Below are 19,799 nucleotides of genomic sequence, written 5' to 3'. Positions count from 1 at the left end.
GGACCTCCGGCACGCTCGGGGCCCCGGGACGGGCCCGCGCACGCCGAGCGTGGCGGCCGGAGGTGTCCGGCCGGTGACCGTCAGGCGTCCGCGGCGGGACGGTCGTCGGACGACCGCGTCAGGAGGGGTCCCCGAGCGCCTCGGTCAGCCCGACCGCGCTCATGCCGGCCCAGGTGTCGCCGACGTGGTGGGCCAGCACCATGAGGTCGCGCAGCTGCCCGTCCCGGTCGCGGATGTGGTCGACCAGCAGCGCCTCGCCGGTGAACCCCAGCCCGGTGAACAGGGCCAGCGCCGCGGCCTGGTCGGCGACGACCTCGACGACGAGCTTGGTCAACCCGGCCTCGAGGGCGTGCACCGTGGCGTGCCTGGCCAGCTCCCCGCCCAGCCCGGAGCCGCGGCCGGCGGGCGCGACCACCAGCCGCACCTCGCCGACGTGGTCGGACCAGCCGGGGAGCCGGAGGACGGCGACGTACCCGAGCACCCGGTCGCCGTCGTCCACCGCGACCCAGCGGTCGACCCCGGGCGAGCCGGACGCCCAGCCGCGCACGACGTCGGGGTCGGTGACGTCCTCGCGGATGAAGGTCCGGTCGCCCTCGGGCAGCTCGGCGAAGAACCGCACCAGGGCGTCGCAGTGCGCGTCGGTCAGCGGGACGACGGTGGTCACCGGGCGCCATCCTCGGCCGGCAGCGGCTCGCTGCGCCGCCGGAGGAAGTCGATGATCGTGGGCACGGTGGTCCGGGCCGCCGTCCGGCCGACCACCAGGCCCATGTGCCCGGCCGGGAGCCGCAGCTCGTGCTTGTCCGGGGAGCCGACCAGGTCGATCAGCGGCGCGCTCGCGTCCGGCGGGACGATGTGGTCCCGGTCGGCCCGCACGGTCAGGAACGGCACCCGGACGTCGGACAGGTGCACGCGGTCGCCGCCCACCGTGAGCCGGTCGGTGACCATCCCGTTGTCGCGCACCAGCATCCGCACCGTCTGGTCCGCGGCGGCCCCGGGGAAGGGCACGTGGTCGTCCGCCCAGCCGGTCATGGCCTGGTAGCCGGCCACGTACTCGTCGTTCCAGAGCCGTTCCCACAGCGTCACGTAGCGGGTCACCTCCGACGTGGGGGTCAGCGCGCGGAAGCCCTGGACGACGACCCGCGGGGGCACGTTGCCGTCGGCGTCGAGCACGGCGGACACCTCCAGGCCGCCGACGCGGAACAGGTCGGCCAGCGGGCCCATGTGCCGGAAGTCCACCGGGGTGGCCAGCACGGTGAGGCTGCGGACCGGCGCGTCGGGGTGGTGCGCGGCGTAGAGCAGCGCGAGGTCCCCGCCGAAGCAGTAGCCGAACAGGGTGACCTCGTCGGCCCCGGAGATCTCCAGGACCCGCTGCACGCCGGCCGGGATGTAGTCGTCGACGTAGTCCTCGAGAGTGTTGGCCGCGTCCCGCTCGTCCGGCTCTCCCCAGTCGAGCAGGTACACGTCGAAGCCGGCTGCCAGCAGCTGCTCGACGAAGCTGTTGCCCGGCGCCAGGTCGAGGATGTAGCTGCGGCTGACCATGCTGAACACGATGAGCAGCGGCGGCGAGTACCGGACCCCGCCGGACGTCTCCGGTTCGTTGCGGTAGTGCCACAGCTGCGTCCGTCCCCGCTGCCAGACGACGTCCTTGGGGGTCTGCCCGACGTTCGGCCGGGCGACCCCGCTGACCAGCCGCAGCCCGTTACGGGCGCGCAGGGCGTTGCGTTCGACGTCGCGCCGGACGCGGTCGAGGACCGTCTGCGGGCTGGGGACTGTCGGCATCGGTCTCCTCGGAGGTGCGGCGGCGTTCCGCCTCGAGCTGCAGGGTCAGCCGGCGGATCTCGCGGTCCAGTGCGCCGACCTGGGCGCGCAGCCGGCTCACGTCGGTGCCGGCCGGCAGGTCGATCGCGTGCCACAAGCGGGTCGTGGCCCCGCGCGCGGTGTCGCGGGCCAGGGTCACCGCCCGGCGGGTCAGGGCCGCACCGACCGCGAAGGTCTCGGTGCGGACGAACTCCTCGGCGCGTGGGGTGACACGCCGCTCGACGGCGTCGAAGGCCTGCCGCCACAGCGGCGGGCGGGGGTCTGCCACGGGTGCTCCCTGGGCTCGGGCCGGACGGGGTCAGGTGGGCGCGCTCACGCCGGCGCCCCCGGCTGCCTCACCCCGCCACCTCGGCGGGGACCTCGACGGCGCGGCGCAGGATCTTGCCGGTGGGGCCCTTCGGCAGGGACTCGACCAGCCAGACGTGCCGCGGGTACTTGTAGGCGGCCACCCGCTCCTTGACCCAGGCCCGCAGCTCGTCGGCGTCGGCCTGGCTGCCGGGCTTCAGTGCGACGGCGGCGGCGACCTCCTCGCCGAGGTCGGGGTGGGGGACGCCGACGCACGCCGCCTCGGCGACCGCCGGGTGCTCGTAGAGCGCCTCCTCGATCTCCCGCGGGTAGACGTTGTAACCCCCGCGGATGATCATCTCCTTCTTGCGGTCGACGATCGCGTAGTAGCCGTCCTCGTCCTGCCGGGCCAGGTCACCGGTGCGGAACCAGCCGTCCGGGATGGCCTTCGCCGTCTCCTCGGGCTTGCCCCAGTAACCCTTCATCACGTTCTCGCCGCGGATCGCGATCTCCCCGACGTCGCCGGCGGCCACGTCGCGGCCCTCGTCGTCCACCAGCCGCATCCCCACCCCGCGGATCGGCGTGCCGATCGTCCCGGGCTTGCGCTCCGCGTGCGGGTGGTTGAAGGAGGCGACCGGCGAGGTCTCCGACAGGCCGTAGCCCTCCAGCACGATGCAGCCGAAGGCCTCCTCGAAACCGCGCATCACCTCGACCGGCATGGCCGACCCGCCGGAGACGCACAGGCGCAGGCTGGAGACGTCGTGGCGGTCCCGGTCGGCCTGGTGCAGCATCGCGGAGAACATCGTCGGCACGCCCTCGAAGACGGTCACCCGGTCCCGCTCGATGATCGGCAGCGCTCTGGCGCCGTCGAACCGCGGGAGCAGCGTCAGGCAGGCCCCGGCCAGGACGCCGGCGTTGAGCGCGCAGGTCAGCCCGAAGACGTGGAACAGCGGCAGGCAGCCCATGATCACGTCGTCCGGCGTGCCCTCGAGGAGGGTCTCCTGCGTGGTGCGGGCGTTGCCGCTCAGGTTGGCGTGGGTCAGCTCCGCGCCCTTCGGCGGGCCGGTGGTGCCCGAGGTGTAGAGGATGACCGCCGCGTCCCCGTCAGCCCGCGGCTCGAGGTCCCCGCTGCCGGTCCCGCTCAGCGTCGCGCCGGCGTCGACCGGGCCGACGGTCACCGCGTCGACGCCCACGGCGGCCGCGGCCTCGGTGGCCGCGTCGGCGATCGAGTCCAGCACGACCACGAGCCGGGCGCCGGAGTCGCGCAGGTAGTACTCGACCTCGCGCGCCTTGAGCAGCGGGTTCATCGGGACGACGGCGGCGCCGGCGGTCAGCGCGCCGTAGAAGACGACCGGGAAGCTCAGCACGTTCGGCAGGACCATCCCCACCCGGTCGCCGGGCTGCACGCCCCGTGCCCGCAGTCCCGCGGCCACGGCAGCCGCGGCGTCGCGGAACCCGTCGTAGGTCAGGACGGCGTCGTCCATGCGGAGCGCCGGCCGGTCGCCGTGCTGCGCCGCGGTGTCGATCAGGTGCTGTGCCAGGTTGGCCACGGATCCTCCCCATCGTTCCGGATCGGGTCCGGCCCCTACCCGTCAGGGATGTGGTCTACCCCACACGTCGGCAGCTCGCGGCTCGGGGCCGCGGGTGGCGGGTCGGCCGCCGGCGCGACAGGCTCAGGACCCACCGACGACGACGGGAGCGCACGTGACGGACAGGACGGTCCTCGACATGTTCCGGCTGGACGGCCGGGTGGCGATCGTGACGGGGGCGTCCTCCGGCCTCGGCGCGGTGTTCGCCCGCGCGCTGGCCGAGGCCGGCGCGGACGTCGCGTTGGGCGCCCGCCGCGAGGACCGGCTGGGCGACACCCGCGCGGCGGTGGAGGCGGCCGGGCGGCGGGCGATCACCGTGCGCACCGACGTCTCCTCGCCCGAGGACTGCCAGGGCCTGGTGGACGCCGCCATGGCCGAGTTCGGGAAGGTCGACGTCCTGGTGAACAACGCCGGCGTCGGCACGGCGGTGCCGGCCACCCGGGAGACCCCGGAGCAGTTCCGCTCGGTGATCGACGTGAACCTCAACGGCTGCTACTGGATGGCGCAGGCCTGCGCGCGGGTCATGCAGCCGGGCAGCTCGATCGTCAACATCTCCAGCATCCTCGGGCTGACCACCGCCGGGCTGCCCCAGGCGGCCTACGCGGCGAGCAAGGCCGGCCTGATCGGGCTCACCCGCGACCTGGCGCAGCAGTGGACCGGCCGCAAGGGCATCCGGGTGAACGCGCTGGCCCCCGGCTTCTTCGAGTCGGAGATGACCGAGCAGTACCCCGAGGGCTACATCGAGAGCCAGCTGACCCGGGTGCTGGCCGGTCGCAAGGGCGACCCCGTGGAGCTGGCCGCGGCGCTGGTCTTCCTGGTCAGCGACGCCGGCGGGTACGTCACCGGGACGACGCTGCCGGTGGAGGGCGGGCTGCTGACCAGCTGATGCGGACGCCCGCGCCGACGGACGAGTCGAGGTCCGACCGGTGCGTGCGCGGGTCGTGCGGCACGGGGTCCCCGCCCATCGCGCTGCCCGGTCGGCGAGCGCTGCCGCTCAGATGTTGGAGCCGTCGGGTGGCACCCCGGGCGGAGCCTGTGGCGCGCCGCCCGCGTCGGGCGTCTGCCCGCAGTCGAGGCCCAGCGTGTACGCCGTCATCGACAGCGAGCCGTACGCGTAACCGTCCACCAGCACGGTTGCCGACTGGTCGCCGGCCGCACCGGCGAGCCCCGCGAGGTACAGCGCGGGGATGAAGTGGTCCGGCGTCGGCACGGCACGGCGGTAGTCGGCGTGCGCGTCCAGCGTCGCGAACTCGGTCGGGGTGGTGAGCATGCGCTGCTTGGCGTCCTCGTCGAAGCGCTGCGCCCAGTCGTAGCCGTCGTCCCTGAGCGACCAGTCCATCCCGCGCAGGTTGTGCACGACGTTGCCGCTGGCCACGACCAGCACGCCGCGCTCGCGCAGCGGCGCGAGCTTCGCGCCGAGCTCGAGGTGGTGGTCCGGGCTCTTGTCGGCGTTGATGCTCAGCTGCACGACCGGGATCGAGGCGTCGGGGAACGCGTGCACGAGCACCGACCAGGTCCCGTGGTCGATGCCCCAGCTGTCGACGTCCGCGCCGACCCACGTCGGGTGGACGACGTCGCTGACCTCCGCGGCGAGCTCCGGCAGCCCGGGCGCCGGGTACTGCACGTCGAACAGCTCCTGCGGGAAGCCGTAGAAGTCGTGGATCGTGCGGGGCCGCGGCATCGCCGTGACGGCAGTGGCGTTGATGTACCAGTGCGCGCTGACCACGAGGATCGCCCGGGGACGCGGCACCGCCTCGCCGAACGCGCGCCACGCCGCCGTGTAGCGGTTCACCTCGAGAGCGTTCATGGGATTGCCGTGGCCGAAGAACGCCGCGGGCATCAGCCCCGTCGAACCGCCGCTGTCCACGCTCACGCCCACTCCCGCCTGTCGTGCCCTGCGGCGCCCTCACCCCGTTCGGGCGCTTCCCGGCCGTTCGAGCTGTCGCGACCGTAGCCGGTGGCACGCCGGAGCGCCGGTGCCACAGCGACGGTGAGGAGCACCAGCAGCGTTCCGAGCTGTGCTGCGTCGGTCGCCTCCCGGACCTGGCCAGGGGCCTGGCGGCCGCCGACCGGCCCCGGACGCACGGGAGGCCCCGCCGCGGACGGCGGGGCCTCTCGGTGCTGGGTGCCCCCGGCAGGATTCGAACCTGCGCACCCGCCTCCGGAGGGCGGTGCTCTATCCCCTGAGCTACGGGGGCTCTGCGGTGGGGCGCAGAAGAACCTACCAGCCGCTCCGCGGCGTTCCGACGGCGGTGCGTCAGGGCGCGGGCAGCGGGGTGCCGCCGCGGGAGGTGAGCATCCGCTCCATCGTCGTCACCTCCGCCGTCTGGGTCTCCGCGATGGTGCCGGCCAGCCCTGCGACGGCGGGCACAGCGGCGTGCTCGGCGGCGTACTGCGCCATCTCGAAGCCGCCCTGGTGGTGCCGGATCATCAGCCGCAGGAACTCGACGTCGAACTCGGTGCCCGACAGGGCGCGCAGCTGAGCCAGCTCCGCCTCGGTGGCCATCCCCGGCATCGGCCCGCCGGCCACCGCGGCCGTGTCGTGGCCGCCGTGCCCCTCGGCGGAGGCCATCCAGGCCATGGTGTCACCGCCGGTCGGCGGCAGGCCCCAGAGCGCCAGCCAGCCCTGCATGCGCCCCACCTGGTTCTGCTGGGTCTCGGCGATGTCGAACGCCAGCTGGCGGACCTCCGGGTCGGTGCTCCGCTCCAGTGCCAGGTTGGCCATCTCCACGCCCTGCAGGTGGTGCCGGGACATGTCCCGGGCGAACCCGGCCGCCGCGGAGTCCGCCGTCGGGGCCGGCTCGCCCCGGCCCAGGCCGAGGGCCACCGCGGCGCCCCCGCCGATCAGGACCAGCCCGACGGCGATGACCGCCAGCAGCAGCACCCGGAGCGGGCTGCGCGCGGCGGTCACGGGGCGCCGGTCTCAGCCCCGGTCGAGGTCGGGGCGTCGGTCGTCATGGACGCGGCGCCGCGGCTGCCCTCGCCCACGGTCAGCGGGTCGCTGATGAACTGGGGGTTCTCGCAGCTGGCGCCTGGCTCGGGGAAGAACTCCTGGTTGTAGGTCAGGAAGTCGGCGAACTGCTCGATCCGCGGGTCGTCGGCCGAGTCGACCTTCAGCTGGTGGTTCCAGGACTGCAGGCTGATCGGGGAGTCCTGGCCGGCGTTGGGGGAGACCATCCGACCGGACTCGTCGGCGAACGCGGTCAGCGTGTCCAGCGCCCCCCCGCCGATGACGGCGGGGTCGTAGGTGATCCAGACGGCGCCGTGCTCGAGGCTGTGCACGGCGTTCTCCTGCCGGATCTGCACGTCGTAGACGGTGCCGGTGCAGTCGGCCCACTCGCCGTCGTGCGGCCCGCCGACCGGCGGGGACTGCTCGTAGGTGACCGGGGTGGTCACGTGCTCCTGGCCGGCGGCGTAGTCGAAGGTCTGCACCCCGTCGATCTCGTCGACGGCGTCGACCCGGTTGGCCTCGGACTCGTTGACCTGCAGGACGGCGTAGGTGAGCACGGCGGCGGCGAACAGCAGGACGGCGACGGCGGCGGCGATCAGCCCCCACGGCCGCTGCGGCGTGACGACGTTGGCCGCCGGCGGGCGGGTGCGCCCGCCCTTCCCGCCTCCCGCGCCCGACCGGCTCGCTCCGCCGCTCGCGCGACCGGTCTCGGGCTTGCGGTCCTTGGCCAAGGCCTCTCCTCGGGTGCTCGGTGTCCGTGCTGGTTCCCCCGGCCCCGTCCGTGCGCGGGCCGGGCGGGGCCGCGTCGCGACTCCCGCGCGGCCGTTCCGGCGGCCGAGTCTAGGTGGGCGAGCTGAGCACTCCCTGGGAGCCCGGGAGAGGGTGAGGAAGCCCGCACGGGACGCGGACACCCGGTCAGTACGCTCGTGCGGTGACACCCGAGCAGCTGCAGGCCGTCGTACGCACCGCCGTCGGCGCGGTCGTCGAGCGAGGCGCGCTGCCCGTCGAGGTGCCCGCCGAGGTCGTCGTCGAGCGCCCGAAGAACCCCGAGCACGGCGACTACGCCACCAACGTGGCCCTCCGCCTGGCCAAGCCGGCCGGGCGGCCGCCGCGCGAGGTGGCCGAGCTGCTGGCCGAGGAGCTGCGGGCGCACCCGGGCATCGCCTGCGTCGACGTCGCGGGCCCCGGCTTCCTCAACATCACCCTGGCGCAGGGCGCGCTCGGCAAGATCGCCGTCGACGCGGTCACCGCCGGCCGCACCTACGGGCACACCGGCACCCTCGCCGGGCAGAAGCTCAACCTGGAGTTCGTCTCCGCCAACCCGACCGGCCCGGTGCACATCGGCGGCACCCGCTGGGCGGCCGTCGGTGACGCCCTGGGGCGGCTGCTGGAGGCCAGTGGCGCCACGGTGACGCGGGAGTACTACTTCAACGACGCCGGCGCGCAGATCGACCGGTTCGCCCGCAGCCTGATGGCCGCGGCAGCCGGCCGCCCGGTGCCCGAGGACGGCTACGCCGGCGACTACATCGGCGAGATCGCGGCCCAGGTCGTGGCGGCCGAGCCGGGCGTGCTCGAGCTGTCCGAGGACCAGCAGCAGGAGCGCTTCCGCGAGCGCGGCGTCGACCTGATGTTCGCCGAGATCAAGCGGACGCTCGCCGCGTTCGGCGTCGAGTTCGACGTCTACTTCAGCGAGCGCACGCTGCACGAGACCGGCGCGCTGGAGAAGGCGATCGCCCGGCTCCGGGAGAACGGCCACGTGTACGAGGCCGACGGCGCCGTCTGGCTGCGCACCACCGACTTCGGCGACGACAAGGACCGCCCGCTGGTCAAGAGCGACGGCGAGCCGACCTACTTCGCCGCCGACTGCGCCTACTACCTGGACAAGCGCACCCGGGGTTTCGACAAGGTCGTGATCATGCTCGGCGCCGACCACGCCGGGTACGTCGGCCGCTACAAGGCACTCGTGGCCGCGGTCGGCGACGACCCCGAGGGCAACCTGGAGATCCTGCTCGGCCAGCTGGTCAACCTGGTCCGCGACGGCGAGCCGGTGCGGATGAGCAAGCGGGCCGGCACCGTCGTCCTGCTCGAGGACCTCGTGGAGGCCGTCGGCGCGGACGCCGCCCGCTACGCGCTGGCCCGGGCGTCGGTCGACCAGCAGATCGACCTCGACCTGGACCTGTGGAGCCGGCAGACCAACGACAACCCGGTCTTCTACGTGCAGTACGCGCACGCCCGCATCTCCTCGGTGCTGCGCAACGCCGGCGACCTCGGCATCGCGCTGGGGGACGCCGCCGACGTCGACGTCGCACAGCTGGCGCACGATCGGGAGAACGACCTGCTCAGGGCGCTCGGTGAGTTCCCGCGGGTGCTGACCTCGGCCGCGGAGCTGCGCGCTCCGCACCGGGTGGCCCGCTACCTGGAGGAGCTGGCCGGCACCTACCACCGCTTCTACGACGTCTGCCGGGTGCTGCCCCGCGGCGACGAGGAGGCGACCCCGCTGACGACCGCCCGCCTCTGGCTGTGCGCGGCGACCGCCGTGGTGCTGCGCAACGGCCTCGGCGTGCTCGGCGTCTCCGCCCCGGAGCGGATGTGAGGGCCCACCCGGCCGGTCCGCTGCACGGGGGGATGACCCCGCCGCCGTCGGTCGGCCTGCCGCCGGCCGACCTCGGCGCGCTCGACCCGCAGGTGTGGCCGCGCTCGGCCCGGCGGGTCGACGGCGAGCTGCACCTAGGCGGCCGGCCGGTCACCGAGCTGGCGCGCACCCACGGCACGCCGTTGTTCGTCCTCGACGAGGGTGACTTCCGGAGCCGCGCGGCCGACTTCGCCGCCGCCTTCCACGGCGCGGACGTGCACTACGCCTCCAAGGCGTTCCTCTGCGGTCAGGTCGCCCGCTGGATCGCCGACGACGGCCTGCACCTCGATGCCTGCTCGGGCAACGAGCTGGCCCTCGCCCTGGCCGCCGGCTTCCCGGCGGAACGGATCGCCCTGCACGGCAACAACAAGTCGCTCGTCGAGCTGCAGCTGGCCGTCGACGCCGGCATCGGCCACGTCGTCCTCGACTCCTTCGACGAGATCGACCGGCTGGTGCCGCTGGCCGCCGACCGCGTCGCCGCCGGCGGAGCGCCGGTGCCGGTGCTCGTCCGGACGACGGTCGGCATCGAGGCGCACACCCACGAGTTCATCGCCACCGCCCACGAGGACCAGAAGTTCGGGTTCTCGCTGGCCACCGGCGACGCGCTGACCGCCGCGGTCCGGGTGATCCGCGAGCCGGCCCTGCGGCTGACCGGCCTGCACAGCCACATCGGCTCGCAGATCTTCGACTCCGCCGGGTTCGAGGCGGCCGCGCACCGGGTGGTGGGCCTGCTCGGCCAGCTGCGGCAGGCCACCGGCGAGGTGCTGGGGGAGCTCAACCTCGGCGGCGGCTTCGGCATCGCCTACCTGCCCGACGACGACCCGGTCGGCCCCGGCGACGTCGCCCGGCGGCTGCGCGCCGTCGTCGCCGCCGAGTGCGAGGCGCTCGGGCTGCCGGTGCCCCGGCTGGCCGTCGAACCCGGCCGCGCCATCGCCGGTCCCGGCACGGTGACGCTCTACGAGATCGGCACGATCAAGCCGGTGCGGCTCGGCAGCGGCGGGCAGGGCGCCCCGCCGGTGCGCAACTACGTGTCGGTCGACGGCGGGATGAGCGACAACATCCGCACCGCGCTCTACGACGCCGCCTACACCTGCGTGCTGGCCAACCGGACCTCCGAGGCCCCGCCGGCGCTGTGCCGGGTCGTCGGCAAGCACTGCGAGAGCGGGGACGTCCTGGTCCGCGACCTGTGGCTGCCCGCCGACGTGCAGCCCGGCGACCTGCTCGCGGTCGCCGCGACCGGCGCCTACTGCTGGTCGATGGCGAGCAACTACAACTACCTGCTCAAGCCGCCGGTGGTCGCCGTGCGGGACGGCGTCGCCACCGAGATCGTCCGGCGTCAGACACTGGCGGACGTGTTCGCCCTCGACGCCGTCCTCGCCGACGTGCCCGCGCCCTCGCCGGCGATCGACCAGCCCGCGCCCGAGCACCCGGCAGGAGCCCGCTCGTGAGTGATCCGCTGAAGGTCGCGCTGCTGGGCTGCGGCACCGTCGGGAGCGCGGTGCTGCGGCTGCTGGAGGAGCAGGCGGGTGAGCTCGCCGCCCGCATCGGCCGGCCGGTCGAGGTCGCCGGCGTCGCGGTCCGCCGTCCCGACCGGCACCCCGACGTCCCCGCGCACCTGCTCACCACCGACGCGCACGGGCTGGTGACGCGGCCCGACGTGGACCTCGTCGTGGAGGTCATCGGCGGCATCGAGCCGGTGCGCTCGCTGCTGCTGGCCGCCTTCGAGGCGGGCAAGTCGGTGGTCAGCGCCAACAAGGCGCTGCTGGCCGACGACGGCGTCGAGCTGCACGCGGCCGCGGCCGAGGCCGGGGTCGACCTGTACTACGAGGCCGCCGTGGCCGGCGCGATCCCGCTGCTGCGCCCGCTGCGCGAGTCGCTGGCCGGTGACCAGCTGCGCCGGGTGGTCGGCATCGTCAACGGCACGACCAACTTCATCCTGTCCCGCATGGCCGAGACCGGGCACGGCTTCACCGAGGCGCTGGCCGAGGCCACCGATCTCGGCTACGCCGAGGCCGACCCGACCGCCGACGTCGACGGCTTCGACGCCGCGGCCAAGGCCGCCATCCTCGCCTCGCTGGCCTTCCACACCCCGGTGTCGGCCGCCGACGTGTACCGCGAGGGCATCTCCGCGGTCACCTCGACCGACGTGGCCCGCGCCGCGGAGATCGGCTGCACGGTGAAGCTGCTGGCGATCTGCGAACGCGTGCCGGGCGAGGGCGGGGACTCCGTCGCCGTCCGCGTGCACCCGGCGATGATCCCGACGACGCACCCGCTGGCCTCGGTCGGCGGGGCGTTCAACGCCGTGTTCGTCGAGGCCGAGGCCGCCGGGCAGCTGATGTTCTACGGCCAGGGCGCCGGCGGGGACGCGACCGCCAGCGCCGTCCTGGGCGACCTCGTCGCCGTCGCGCGCAACCGGGTCGCGGGGGTCGCCGGCCCCGGCGTCACCGCCTACGCGGGCCTGCCCGCGCGGCCGATCGCCGAGACCCCGACCCGGTACCACGTCAGCCTCGACGTGGCCGACAAGCCGGGCGTGCTGGCGACGGTGGCGCAGGAGTTCGCCCGCCACGGGGTCAGCATCGCCACCGTGCGCCAGGACGGGCACGGGGACGCCGCGACGCTGGTCATCGTGACGCACAGCGCCCCGGACGCGGCCCTCTCTGCGACGGTGGGCGCGCTCCGGGAGATGCCCGCCGTGCGCGGCGTCACCAGCATCCTGCGTGTGGAGGGACTGTCATGACGACGCAGCTGCCCGTGCGGGGCACCGTCTCCCCGCTGTGGCCGGGGCTCATCGAGGCCTACCGCCCGCGGCTGCCGGTGAGCGACAGCACCCCGGTGGTCACCCTGCAGGAGGGGGCGACCCCGCTGGTGCCGGCGCAGGAGCTGTCCCGCCGCACCGGCTGCGACGTCTACCTCAAGGTCGAGGGCGCCAACCCGACCGGGTCGTTCAAGGACCGCGGGATGACCATGGCCATCACCAAGGCCAAGGAGGAGGGCGCCCAGGCGGTCATCTGCGCGTCCACCGGCAACACCAGCGCCAGCGCCGCCGCCTACGCGGCCCGCGCCGGGATGGCCTGCGCCGTCCTCGTCCCGCAGGGCAAGATCGCGCTGGGCAAGCTGGCGCAGGCGCTGGTGCACGGCGCCAAGCTGCTGCAGGTCGACGGCAACTTCGACGACTGCCTCGCGCTGGCCAGCAAGCTGGCGATCGACTACCCGGTCAGCTTGGTCAACAGCGTCAACCAGTACCGGATCGAGGGGCAGAAGACCGCCTCGTTCGAGATCGTCGACGTGCTCGGCGAGGCCCCGGACATCCACTGCCTGCCGGTCGGCAACGCCGGCAACATCACGGCGTACTGGCAGGGCTACCGCGAGTACGCCGCCGACGGCACCGCCGCGAGGACGCCGCGCATGTGGGGCTTCCAGGCCGCCGGCGCCGCCCCGATCGTCACCGGGCAGGTCGTCGAGCAGCCGCAGACCATCGCCACCGCCATCCGCATCGGCAACCCGGCGTCCTGGACCAAGGCGCTGGCCGCCCGGGACGAGTCCGGCGGCCGGATCGACGCCGTCACCGACCGGGCCATCCTCGCGGCCTACCGGCTGCTGGCCCGCACCGAGGCGGTCTTCGTCGAGCCGGCGTCCGCCGCGTCGGTCGCCGGTCTGCTGCAGGTCGCCGAGGCCGGCGAGCTCGAGCCGGGACAGCGGGTCGTCTGCACCGTCACCGGCAACGGCCTCAAGGACCCGGAGTGGGCGATCTCCGGCGCACCGGCCCCGGTGACCGTGCCGGTCGACGCCGCAACCGCCGCCGCGCAGCTCGGCCTGTGATCCAGACGGACGGACCACGTCCTGCCCTCTGCTCGGAGGAGGACCCCCTGCCCCCCACCGTGGACGGACCCCGTCCTCCGCACCGCTCGCAGGCTCCCGGGGAGCCTCGGGACGGGGCCGCGGCGGGACCCTGCAGCGGGCCGACCCCGGACGCGGCCGAGGTGGTGCGCGTCCGCGTGCCCGCGACCAGCGCCAACCTCGGCCCGGCGTTCGACAGCGCCGGGCTGGCGCTGTCCTGCCACGACGTCGTCGAGTTCACCGTCCGGCACAGCGGGCTCGAGGTCGCGCTGACCGGCGAGGGAGCGCACACGCTGCCCACCGACGAGTCGCACCTCGTCGTCCGGGCGTTCCGCGCCGGGTGCGATGCGCTCGGCTGGACGCCGCCGGGGCTGGCCGTCGTCGCGCGGAACGGCATCCCGCAGGGGCGGGGGATGGGCTCGTCGGCCGCCGCGGTGGTCGCCGGTCTGGTCGGCGCCTGGGCGCTGTGCCCCGACGTCCCGGGCGTCGACCGGGACGCCGTGCTGCGGCTCGCCACCGAGCTGGAGGGGCACCCGGACAACGTCGCCCCGTGCCTGCTCGGCGGCGCGACGCTGTCGTGGGTGACCGATGGCGGTGCCCGCGCCGAGCAGCTCGAGGTCTCGCCCGACCTGGTGCCGGTGGTGCTCGTCCCCGACGGAACGCTGTCCACGCACCTCGCCCGCGGGCTGCTGCCCGACGCCGTTCCGCACGCCGACGCCTCCTTCAACGCCGGGCGGGCCGCGCTGCTGGTGCACGCGCTGACCGCCGCACCCGGCCTGCTGCTCGACGCGACCGAGGACCGGCTGCACCAGCAGCAGCGCGCGGCCGTCATGCCGGACTCCGCCCGGCTGCTCGAGCGGCTGCGCGCGGCCGGTCACGCCGCCGTCGTCTCCGGGGCGGGACCGAGCCTGCTCGTCCTCACCCGGCGCTCCGCCGGCGTCGACGGGCTGCGCGGGGTGAGGGATCTCACTCCTCCGGGTTGGTCCGTGCGCGTCCTGGACGTCGATCCCCGCGGTGCAGACGTGCAGGTCGGGACCCCTGGGGTATCGTCTTGATAACGAGGAACACGCCGGTTCCGATCGGTGTTGTCGTGTCCGTGGGCCAGCACTAGGCTCACGGCGTAGCCGCCCAGTCGGGCGAGCCTCGCGCGGGGCGTTGCAGACGATTCGATGTCCGTCGCCGCAGAACCGCTCCGCACCCACTGGATCCCGCTTCTCCTGCTGTCCGCTCGACGAACGGGCGGGAGGGGCCGGACCACCCCCTGCGCTGGTAGGCGCAGGTCTCCGCAGGGAAGGACCTGTACGTGAGCGAGACCACCGACCTCGTCACCGCGCCGCAGGGCGCAGGCACCGACGAGGCACCTGCCGCCTCTGGGACGACGGGCCGCACCCGTCGCCGCGGCAGCGGGCTCTCCGGCATGCTGCTGCCCGAGTTGCAGCGCCTGGCCGCCGAGCTCGGCATCTCCGGCACCGGCCGGATGCGCAAGGGCGACCTGGTCGCCGCCATCTCCGCCCGCCAGGTGGGCGGGGAGAGCACTGGTGGCGCCTCCACCGACGGCGCCCCCGCCGACATCCCGGCCGCTCGCAGCACCGACACCGCCCGCGGGGGTGCCGCCACGGCCGCACCCGTCGAGGCCCCGATCAGCGGAGGCGCCAACGGCGGCCCGCTGACCTCGTCGACGGCCGCGGGCACCGAGGCCGCACCGCGCCGCCGTCGGGCGGCCAGCCGGCCTGCCGGCGCCCCGACAGCCGAGGGTTCCGCTCCGGCGGTCGAGGGCTCCGCTCCGGCGGTCGAGGGCTCCGCTCCGGCGGTCGAGAGCTCCGCTGCGGCAGCCGAGCCGCGCGCCGAGGCCCCCGCCTCCGCAGCCGGTACGGCTCCCGAGCAGACCGACGGCGAGCGCACCGAGGGCGACCGTCCGCAGCGCAACCGCGACCGTGGGCGCAACCGCGGCGAGCGCGACGGCGCCAACCGTGGCGACGCCCGTGAGCGTGAGGGCAACCGGGACGGCGGCGACCGCGCCGAGCGCGGCAACCGGAGCGAGCGCGATGGCAACCGGAGCGAGCGGGACGGCAACCGCGGTCCCGACCGGGGCGAGCGCGGCGGCCGGCCGGACAACCGGAACGACAACCGCACCGAACGCACCGACCGCGGGAACGACAACCGCACCGACGAGGACGACGACGACTTCGAGGGCGGTCGTGGCCGCCGGGGTCGCCGCTACCGGGACCGCAACCGCCGCGGCAACAACAACCGCGAGCGGTTCGACCAGAACGAGCCGACCGTCAGCGAGGACGACGTCCTGCTGCCGGTCGCCGGCATCCTCGACGTGCTCGACAACTACGCGTTCGTCCGCACCTCGGGCTACCTGACCGGCCCGAACGACGTCTACGTCTCCTTGTCCCAGGTGCGCCGTTACGGCCTGCGCCGCGGTGACGCGATCACCGGCGCCGTCCGCCAGCCCCGCGAGGGCGAGCGCAAGGACAAGTACAACGCGCTCGTCCGGCTGGACACCGTCAACGGCCTGGAACCCGAGCAGGCCCGGCAGCGTCCGGAGTTCACCAAGCTGACCCCGCTCTACCCGCAGGAGCGGCTGCGGCTGGAGACCGAGTCGCACCAGCTGACGACCCGGGTCATCGACCTGGTCATGCCGATCGGCAAGGGGCAGCGCGCCCTCATCGTGTCGCCTCCCAAGGCCGGCAAGACGATGGTGCTGCAGTCGATCGCCAACGCGATCACGACGAACAACCCCGAGTGCCACCTCATGGTCGTCCTCGTCGACGAGCGGCCCGAGGAGGTCACCGACATGCAGCGTTCGGTGAAGGGCGAGGTCATCGCCTCGACCTTCGACCGGCCGCCGTCGGACCACACCACGGTCGCCGAGCTGTCCATCGAGCGGGCCAAGCGACTGGTCGAGATGGGCCACGACGTCGTCGTCCTGCTGGACTCGATCACCCGCCTGGGCCGCGCCTACAACCTGGCGGCCCCCGCCAGCGGCCGCATCCTCTCCGGCGGTGTCGACTCCACCGCGCTCTACCCGCCCAAGCGCTTCCTCGGTGCCGCCCGCAACATCGAGAACGGCGGCTCGCTGACCATCATCGCCTCGGCGCTGGTCGAGACCGGCTCGACGATGGACACGGTCATCTTCGAGGAGTTCAAGGGCACCGGTAACGCGGAGATCAAGCTGGACCGCCGCCTGGCGGACAAGCGGGTCTTCCCGGCCGTCGACGTCAACGCGTCGGGCACGCGCAAGGAGGAGATCCTCATGTCGCCCGACGAGCTGGCCATCGTCATCAAGCTGCGCCGGGTGCTCGCCGCGCTCGAGCCGCAGCAGGCGCTGGAGCTGCTGCTCGACAAGCTGCGCAAGACGCGCAACAACATCGAGTTCCTCATGCAGATCCAGAAGACGACGCTCGGTCCCGGTAACGACTGAAGGACCCCGGTGCCCCCCACGCCTCGCAGGCTCGGCGCGGGACCCTGCACCGGGGCCGTTCCAGCAACCCACCAGGCCGTTCCAGCCCCGCACCTGGCAGGGATACTGAGCGACCGAGCCCCGCTGCCCGGCCGGAATGACCGACCGGCCGCCGGCGTTCGACCACCCGAACGGCACAGACTCCCGGAAGAGGCGACATGAAGCCCGGCATCCACCCCGACTACCACACCACCACGGTGACCTGTGGTTGCGGGAACACCTTCACCACCCGCAGCACGGCGCCCGGCGGCACGCTGACCGTCGAGACCTGCTCCGCCTGCCACCCCTTCTACACGGGCAAGCAGCGGATCCTGGACACCGGCGGCCGCGTGGCCCGCTTCGAGAAGCGGTTCGGCAAGCGCAACGCCGGCGCCGGCCAGTAGCCCCCCCGACGGCGCCCGTCCCACCTCGTGTGGGGCGGGCGCCGTCGTCGTGTCCAGCCCATCCCGGCGTTCTCCGCGGAGAGCGCCGCTGTTCGAGAGGCCGCCCGCATGAGCAGCACCGACGCCACGCCTGAGCGGCTGAGCGGGCTGCTGGCCGAGCACGCCGCGCTGGAGACCGAGCTCGCCGACCCGGCCGTCCACGCCGACGCCGCCCGTGCCCGCCGGCTGGGCCGCCGCTACGCGCAGCTGGCCCCCCTGGTGCAGACCAAGCGCGCGCTGGACGCCGTCCGCGACGACCTCACCGCCGCCCGCGAGCTCGCCGACGAGGACGCCTCCTTCGCCGCCGAGGCCGCGGCGCTCGAGCAGCGGGTGCCCGAACTGGAGGAGCGGCTGCGCGAGCTGTTGCTGCCCAAGGACCCCGACGACGACAAGGACGTCATCCTCGAGATCAAGGCGGGGGAGGGCGGCGCGGAGTCGGCGCTGTTCGCCGGCGACCTGCTGCGCATGTACCTGCGCTACGCCGAGCGCCGCGGCTGGGCCACCGAGGTGCTCGACGCCGTCCCCGCCGACCTGGGCGGCTACAAGGACGTCTCGATCGCGATCAAGTCCCGCACCGACGAGGGCATCTGGTCGCGGCTGAAGTTCGAGGGCGGCGTGCACCGGGTCCAGCGGGTGCCGGTCACCGAGTCACAGGGCCGCATCCACACCTCCGCCGTCGGCGTCCTGGTGCTGCCCGAGGCGGAGGAGGTCGACGTCACCGTCGACCCGAACGACCTGCGCATCGACGTCTTCCGCTCCTCGGGCCCCGGCGGGCAGAGCGTGAACACCACCGACTCCGCCGTCCGGATCACCCACCTGCCGACCGGCATCGTCGTCAGCTCGCAGAACGAGAAGAGCCAGCTGCAGAACCGGGAGTCGGCACTGCGCGTGCTGCGCTCCCGGCTGCTGGCCGCCGCCCGCGAGGAGGCCGCCGCGGCCGCCAGCGACCAGCGTCGCAGCCAGGTCCGCACCGTCGACCGCAGCGAGCGGGTGCGCACCTACAACTTCCCGGAGAGCCGGATCTCCGACCACCGGGTCGGCTTCAAGGCGCACAACCTCGACCAGGTGCTCGACGGCGAGCTCGACCCGGTCATCGACGCGCTCACCCGCGCGCACGCCGCCGAGCTGCTGGCGGCCGGCTCCTGAACACCCGGTTGCTGCTCACCGACGCCGCGCGGCGGCTCGCCGCCGCCGGGGTCGAGTCGCCACGGGTGGACGCCGAGCTGCTGCTCGCCCACGTCCTCGGCGTCTCGCGCGCCGGCCTGCTCACCCTCGCCGAGGTGCCGGACGACGCGGTCGCCCGGTTCGCGACCCTCGCCGGGCAGCGCGCCGACCGGGTGCCGCTGCAGCACCTCACCGGCCGCGCCCCGTTCCGTTCCCTCGAGCTCGCCGTCGGTCCGGGCGTCTTCGTGCCGCGGCCGGAGACCGAGCAGCTCGTCGAGTGGGCGCTGGCGCGGCTGGCCGGGGTCGCCGAGCCGGTCGTCGTCGACCTCGGCAGCGGTTCGGGCGCCATCGCGCTGTCGATCGCGCACGAGCACCCCGGCGCGCGGATCACCGCCGTCGAGCGCGATCCCGGCGCGATCGAGTGGACCCGGCACAACGCCGCCACCCGCGCCGCGGCGGGGGACACCCCCGTCGAGGTGCTGTCGGGCGACATGACCGACCCGGGCCTCCTGCGGGAGCTCGACGGCGCGGTCGACCTCGTCGTCTCCAACCCGCCCTACGTGCCCGACGACGCCATGGTGCCGCGTGAGGTGGCCGACCACGACCCGCCGCTCGCGCTGTGGGGCGGCCCCGACGGACTCGACGTCGTCCGCGGGCTGCTGCGCACCGCCGCCAGGCTGCTCCGGCCCGGTGGCGGGCTGGGCATCGAGCACGCCGACCAGCAGGGGAGCGCGCTGCCCGCGCTGGTGCGGGCCTCCGGCGGCTGGACCGACGTCGAGGACCACCCCGACCTGGCCGGCCGTCCTCGGTACACGACCGCGCACCGGAGCGGGGGATGACAGACTCGCCCTCCGTGGCTCCGTCTTCGACCCCGGCGACCTACGACTGCTCCGACCCCGACGCCCGCGCCGCCGGGCTGGACGCCGCGGCGGCGGCGATCGGCAGGGGCGAGCTGGTGCTGATGCCCACCGACACCGTGTACGGCGTCGCTGCCGACGCCTTCACCCCGCCGGCGGTCGCCGCGCTGCTGGCCGCGAAGAACCGCGGCCGCACGATGCCGGTCCCGGTGCTCATCGGTGAGGCCTCCACGCTGGTCGGGCTGGTCGACGTGGTCCCGCCGGTCGCGACGCGGCTGGCCGAGGCGTTCTGGCCCGGCGGGCTGACCCTGGTGCTCGAGCACGCGTCGTCCCTGGCCTGGGACCTCGGGGACGCCGAGGGCACCGTCGCCGTCCGGCTGCCCGACGACGAGGTCGCCCGCGACCTGCTGCGGCGCACCGGCCCGCTCGCGGTCTCCAGCGCCAACCGTTCCGGCCGCCCGGCCGCCACCACCGCCGACGAGGCCGTCGCCCAGCTCGGGGTGCACGCGGCCGTCGTCCTGGACGGCGGACCGCGCACCGGGTCCGCCGCGAGCACGATCGTCGACTGCACCGTGCCGGCGCCGCGGGTGCTGCGGGTCGGTGCCGTCCCGGTCGACCGGTTGCGAGAGGTCGTCCCCGAGATCGTCGACTAGGCGGCCGGCGCTCAGCGGCTGACGATGGGTGGGGCGCCGGAGCGATACCGTGGGACTCCAGTCCGTCGTCGATCCCCGGGAGATCCGCCGCGATGAGCACCCGCTCCTGGGGCACCGCCTCCG

General features: G+C 74.5%; 18 protein-coding genes and 1 tRNA gene. 11 read left to right on the top strand and 8 right to left on the bottom strand.

What is annotated here, in order from left to right:
- Positions 1-118: 118 nt before the first annotated feature.
- From BUB17_RS13945 to BUB17_RS13930, 4 genes are all read right to left on the bottom strand, one after another.
- On the bottom strand, positions 119-664 hold the full coding sequence (locus BUB17_RS13945; RefSeq protein ID WP_072918904.1) for a GNAT family N-acetyltransferase: 546 nt from the start codon (positions 662-664) through the stop codon (positions 119-121).
- Complete coding sequence (locus tag BUB17_RS13940) at positions 661-1,779, bottom strand: alpha/beta fold hydrolase (RefSeq protein ID WP_072918902.1); 1,119 nt, start codon at positions 1,777-1,779, stop codon at positions 661-663. Before BUB17_RS13940 ends, BUB17_RS13945 begins: the two co-directional genes overlap by 4 nt.
- Positions 1,700-2,086 carry a hypothetical protein gene (locus BUB17_RS13935; protein WP_072918900.1) on the bottom strand — a complete coding sequence of 129 codons (387 nt, stop codon included), beginning with the start codon at positions 2,084-2,086 and terminating at the stop codon, positions 1,700-1,702. The genes BUB17_RS13940 and BUB17_RS13935 overlap by 80 nt, the downstream gene beginning before the upstream one ends.
- A gap of 67 nt (positions 2,087-2,153) precedes the next feature.
- The gene (locus BUB17_RS13930) at positions 2,154-3,653 is read right to left on the bottom strand and encodes a long-chain-fatty-acid--CoA ligase (RefSeq protein ID WP_072918897.1); all 1,500 of its coding nucleotides are present in this window, start codon (positions 3,651-3,653) and stop codon (positions 2,154-2,156) included.
- Between the two features lie 154 nt (positions 3,654-3,807).
- Between BUB17_RS13930 and BUB17_RS13925 the strand changes: the two genes are divergently transcribed.
- Positions 3,808-4,578 carry an SDR family NAD(P)-dependent oxidoreductase gene (locus tag BUB17_RS13925; RefSeq protein ID WP_208983399.1) on the top strand — a complete coding sequence of 257 codons (771 nt, stop codon included), beginning with the start codon at positions 3,808-3,810 and terminating at the stop codon, positions 4,576-4,578.
- A gap of 108 nt (positions 4,579-4,686) precedes the next feature.
- On the opposite strand, the gene ygiD is transcribed toward BUB17_RS13925, so the two are convergent.
- The 4 genes from ygiD to BUB17_RS13900 form a co-directional block, all read right to left on the bottom strand.
- A complete protein-coding gene (ygiD, locus tag BUB17_RS13920; protein WP_244277213.1) occupies positions 4,687-5,565 on the bottom strand; it encodes a 4,5-DOPA-extradiol-dioxygenase in 879 nt (292 codons plus the stop codon).
- Between the two features lie 253 nt (positions 5,566-5,818).
- Positions 5,819-5,890: transfer RNA gene (locus BUB17_RS13910), tRNA-Arg, on the bottom strand.
- Positions 5,891-5,949: 59 nt separating this feature from the next.
- Positions 5,950-6,603, bottom strand: a complete 654-nt coding sequence (locus tag BUB17_RS13905) for a DUF305 domain-containing protein (RefSeq protein WP_072918893.1) — start codon at positions 6,601-6,603, stop codon at positions 5,950-5,952.
- Positions 6,600-7,373, bottom strand: coding sequence for a DUF3105 domain-containing protein (locus BUB17_RS13900; RefSeq protein ID WP_072918890.1), 774 nt, complete (start codon positions 7,371-7,373; stop codon positions 6,600-6,602). The genes BUB17_RS13905 and BUB17_RS13900 overlap by 4 nt, the downstream gene beginning before the upstream one ends.
- A gap of 200 nt (positions 7,374-7,573) precedes the next feature.
- On the opposite strand from BUB17_RS13900, the gene argS reads away from it, so the two are divergent.
- The 10 genes from argS to BUB17_RS13850 all read left to right on the top strand — a co-directional run bounded on the left by argS (position 7,574) and on the right by BUB17_RS13850 (position 19,676).
- Positions 7,574-9,235 (top strand): arginine--tRNA ligase, encoded by a 1,662-nt coding sequence (gene argS, locus BUB17_RS13895; RefSeq protein WP_072918888.1) that lies wholly within the window; start codon positions 7,574-7,576, stop codon positions 9,233-9,235.
- A gap of 32 nt (positions 9,236-9,267) precedes the next feature.
- Entirely contained in the window at positions 9,268-10,722 is a 1,455-nt protein-coding gene (gene lysA / locus BUB17_RS13890; protein WP_175561365.1) for a diaminopimelate decarboxylase, read from the top strand.
- Positions 10,719-12,011, top strand: coding sequence for a homoserine dehydrogenase (locus BUB17_RS13885; protein WP_072918884.1), 1,293 nt, complete (start codon positions 10,719-10,721; stop codon positions 12,009-12,011). The genes lysA and BUB17_RS13885 overlap by 4 nt, the downstream gene beginning before the upstream one ends.
- Entirely contained in the window at positions 12,008-13,093 is a 1,086-nt protein-coding gene (gene thrC / locus BUB17_RS13880; protein WP_072918881.1) for a threonine synthase, read from the top strand. Before BUB17_RS13885 ends, thrC begins: the two co-directional genes overlap by 4 nt.
- 176 nt (positions 13,094-13,269) lie before the next feature.
- Positions 13,270-14,166: a homoserine kinase gene (gene thrB / locus BUB17_RS13875; RefSeq protein ID WP_244277212.1), complete on the top strand. Its 897-nt coding sequence runs from the start codon at positions 13,270-13,272 to the stop codon at positions 14,164-14,166.
- A 248-nt stretch (positions 14,167-14,414) separates the two neighbouring features.
- Positions 14,415-16,541: a transcription termination factor Rho gene (rho, locus tag BUB17_RS13870; RefSeq protein ID WP_072918879.1), complete on the top strand. Its 2,127-nt coding sequence runs from the start codon at positions 14,415-14,417 to the stop codon at positions 16,539-16,541.
- Between the two features lie 197 nt (positions 16,542-16,738).
- The gene (gene rpmE, locus BUB17_RS13865) at positions 16,739-16,963 is read left to right on the top strand and encodes a 50S ribosomal protein L31 (protein ID WP_072918877.1); all 225 of its coding nucleotides are present in this window, start codon (positions 16,739-16,741) and stop codon (positions 16,961-16,963) included.
- 108 nt (positions 16,964-17,071) lie between these two features.
- Positions 17,072-18,148 (top strand): peptide chain release factor 1, encoded by a 1,077-nt coding sequence (gene prfA / locus BUB17_RS13860; protein WP_072918875.1) that lies wholly within the window; start codon positions 17,072-17,074, stop codon positions 18,146-18,148.
- An 8-nt stretch (positions 18,149-18,156) separates the two neighbouring features.
- Entirely contained in the window at positions 18,157-19,005 is an 849-nt protein-coding gene (gene prmC / locus BUB17_RS13855; protein WP_244277211.1) for a peptide chain release factor N(5)-glutamine methyltransferase, read from the top strand.
- A 14-nt stretch (positions 19,006-19,019) separates the two neighbouring features.
- Positions 19,020-19,676, top strand: coding sequence for an L-threonylcarbamoyladenylate synthase (locus BUB17_RS13850; RefSeq protein ID WP_208983398.1), 657 nt, complete (start codon positions 19,020-19,022; stop codon positions 19,674-19,676).
- Positions 19,677-19,799 lie beyond the last annotated feature (123 nt).

The organism is Geodermatophilus obscurus (assembly GCF_900143215.1).
Taxonomy (GTDB): domain Bacteria; phylum Actinomycetota; class Actinomycetes; order Mycobacteriales; family Geodermatophilaceae; genus Geodermatophilus; species Geodermatophilus obscurus_A.
The sequence above is the reverse complement of the archived record's forward strand: the minus strand, read 5'-3'. Positions and strand labels throughout refer to the sequence as shown.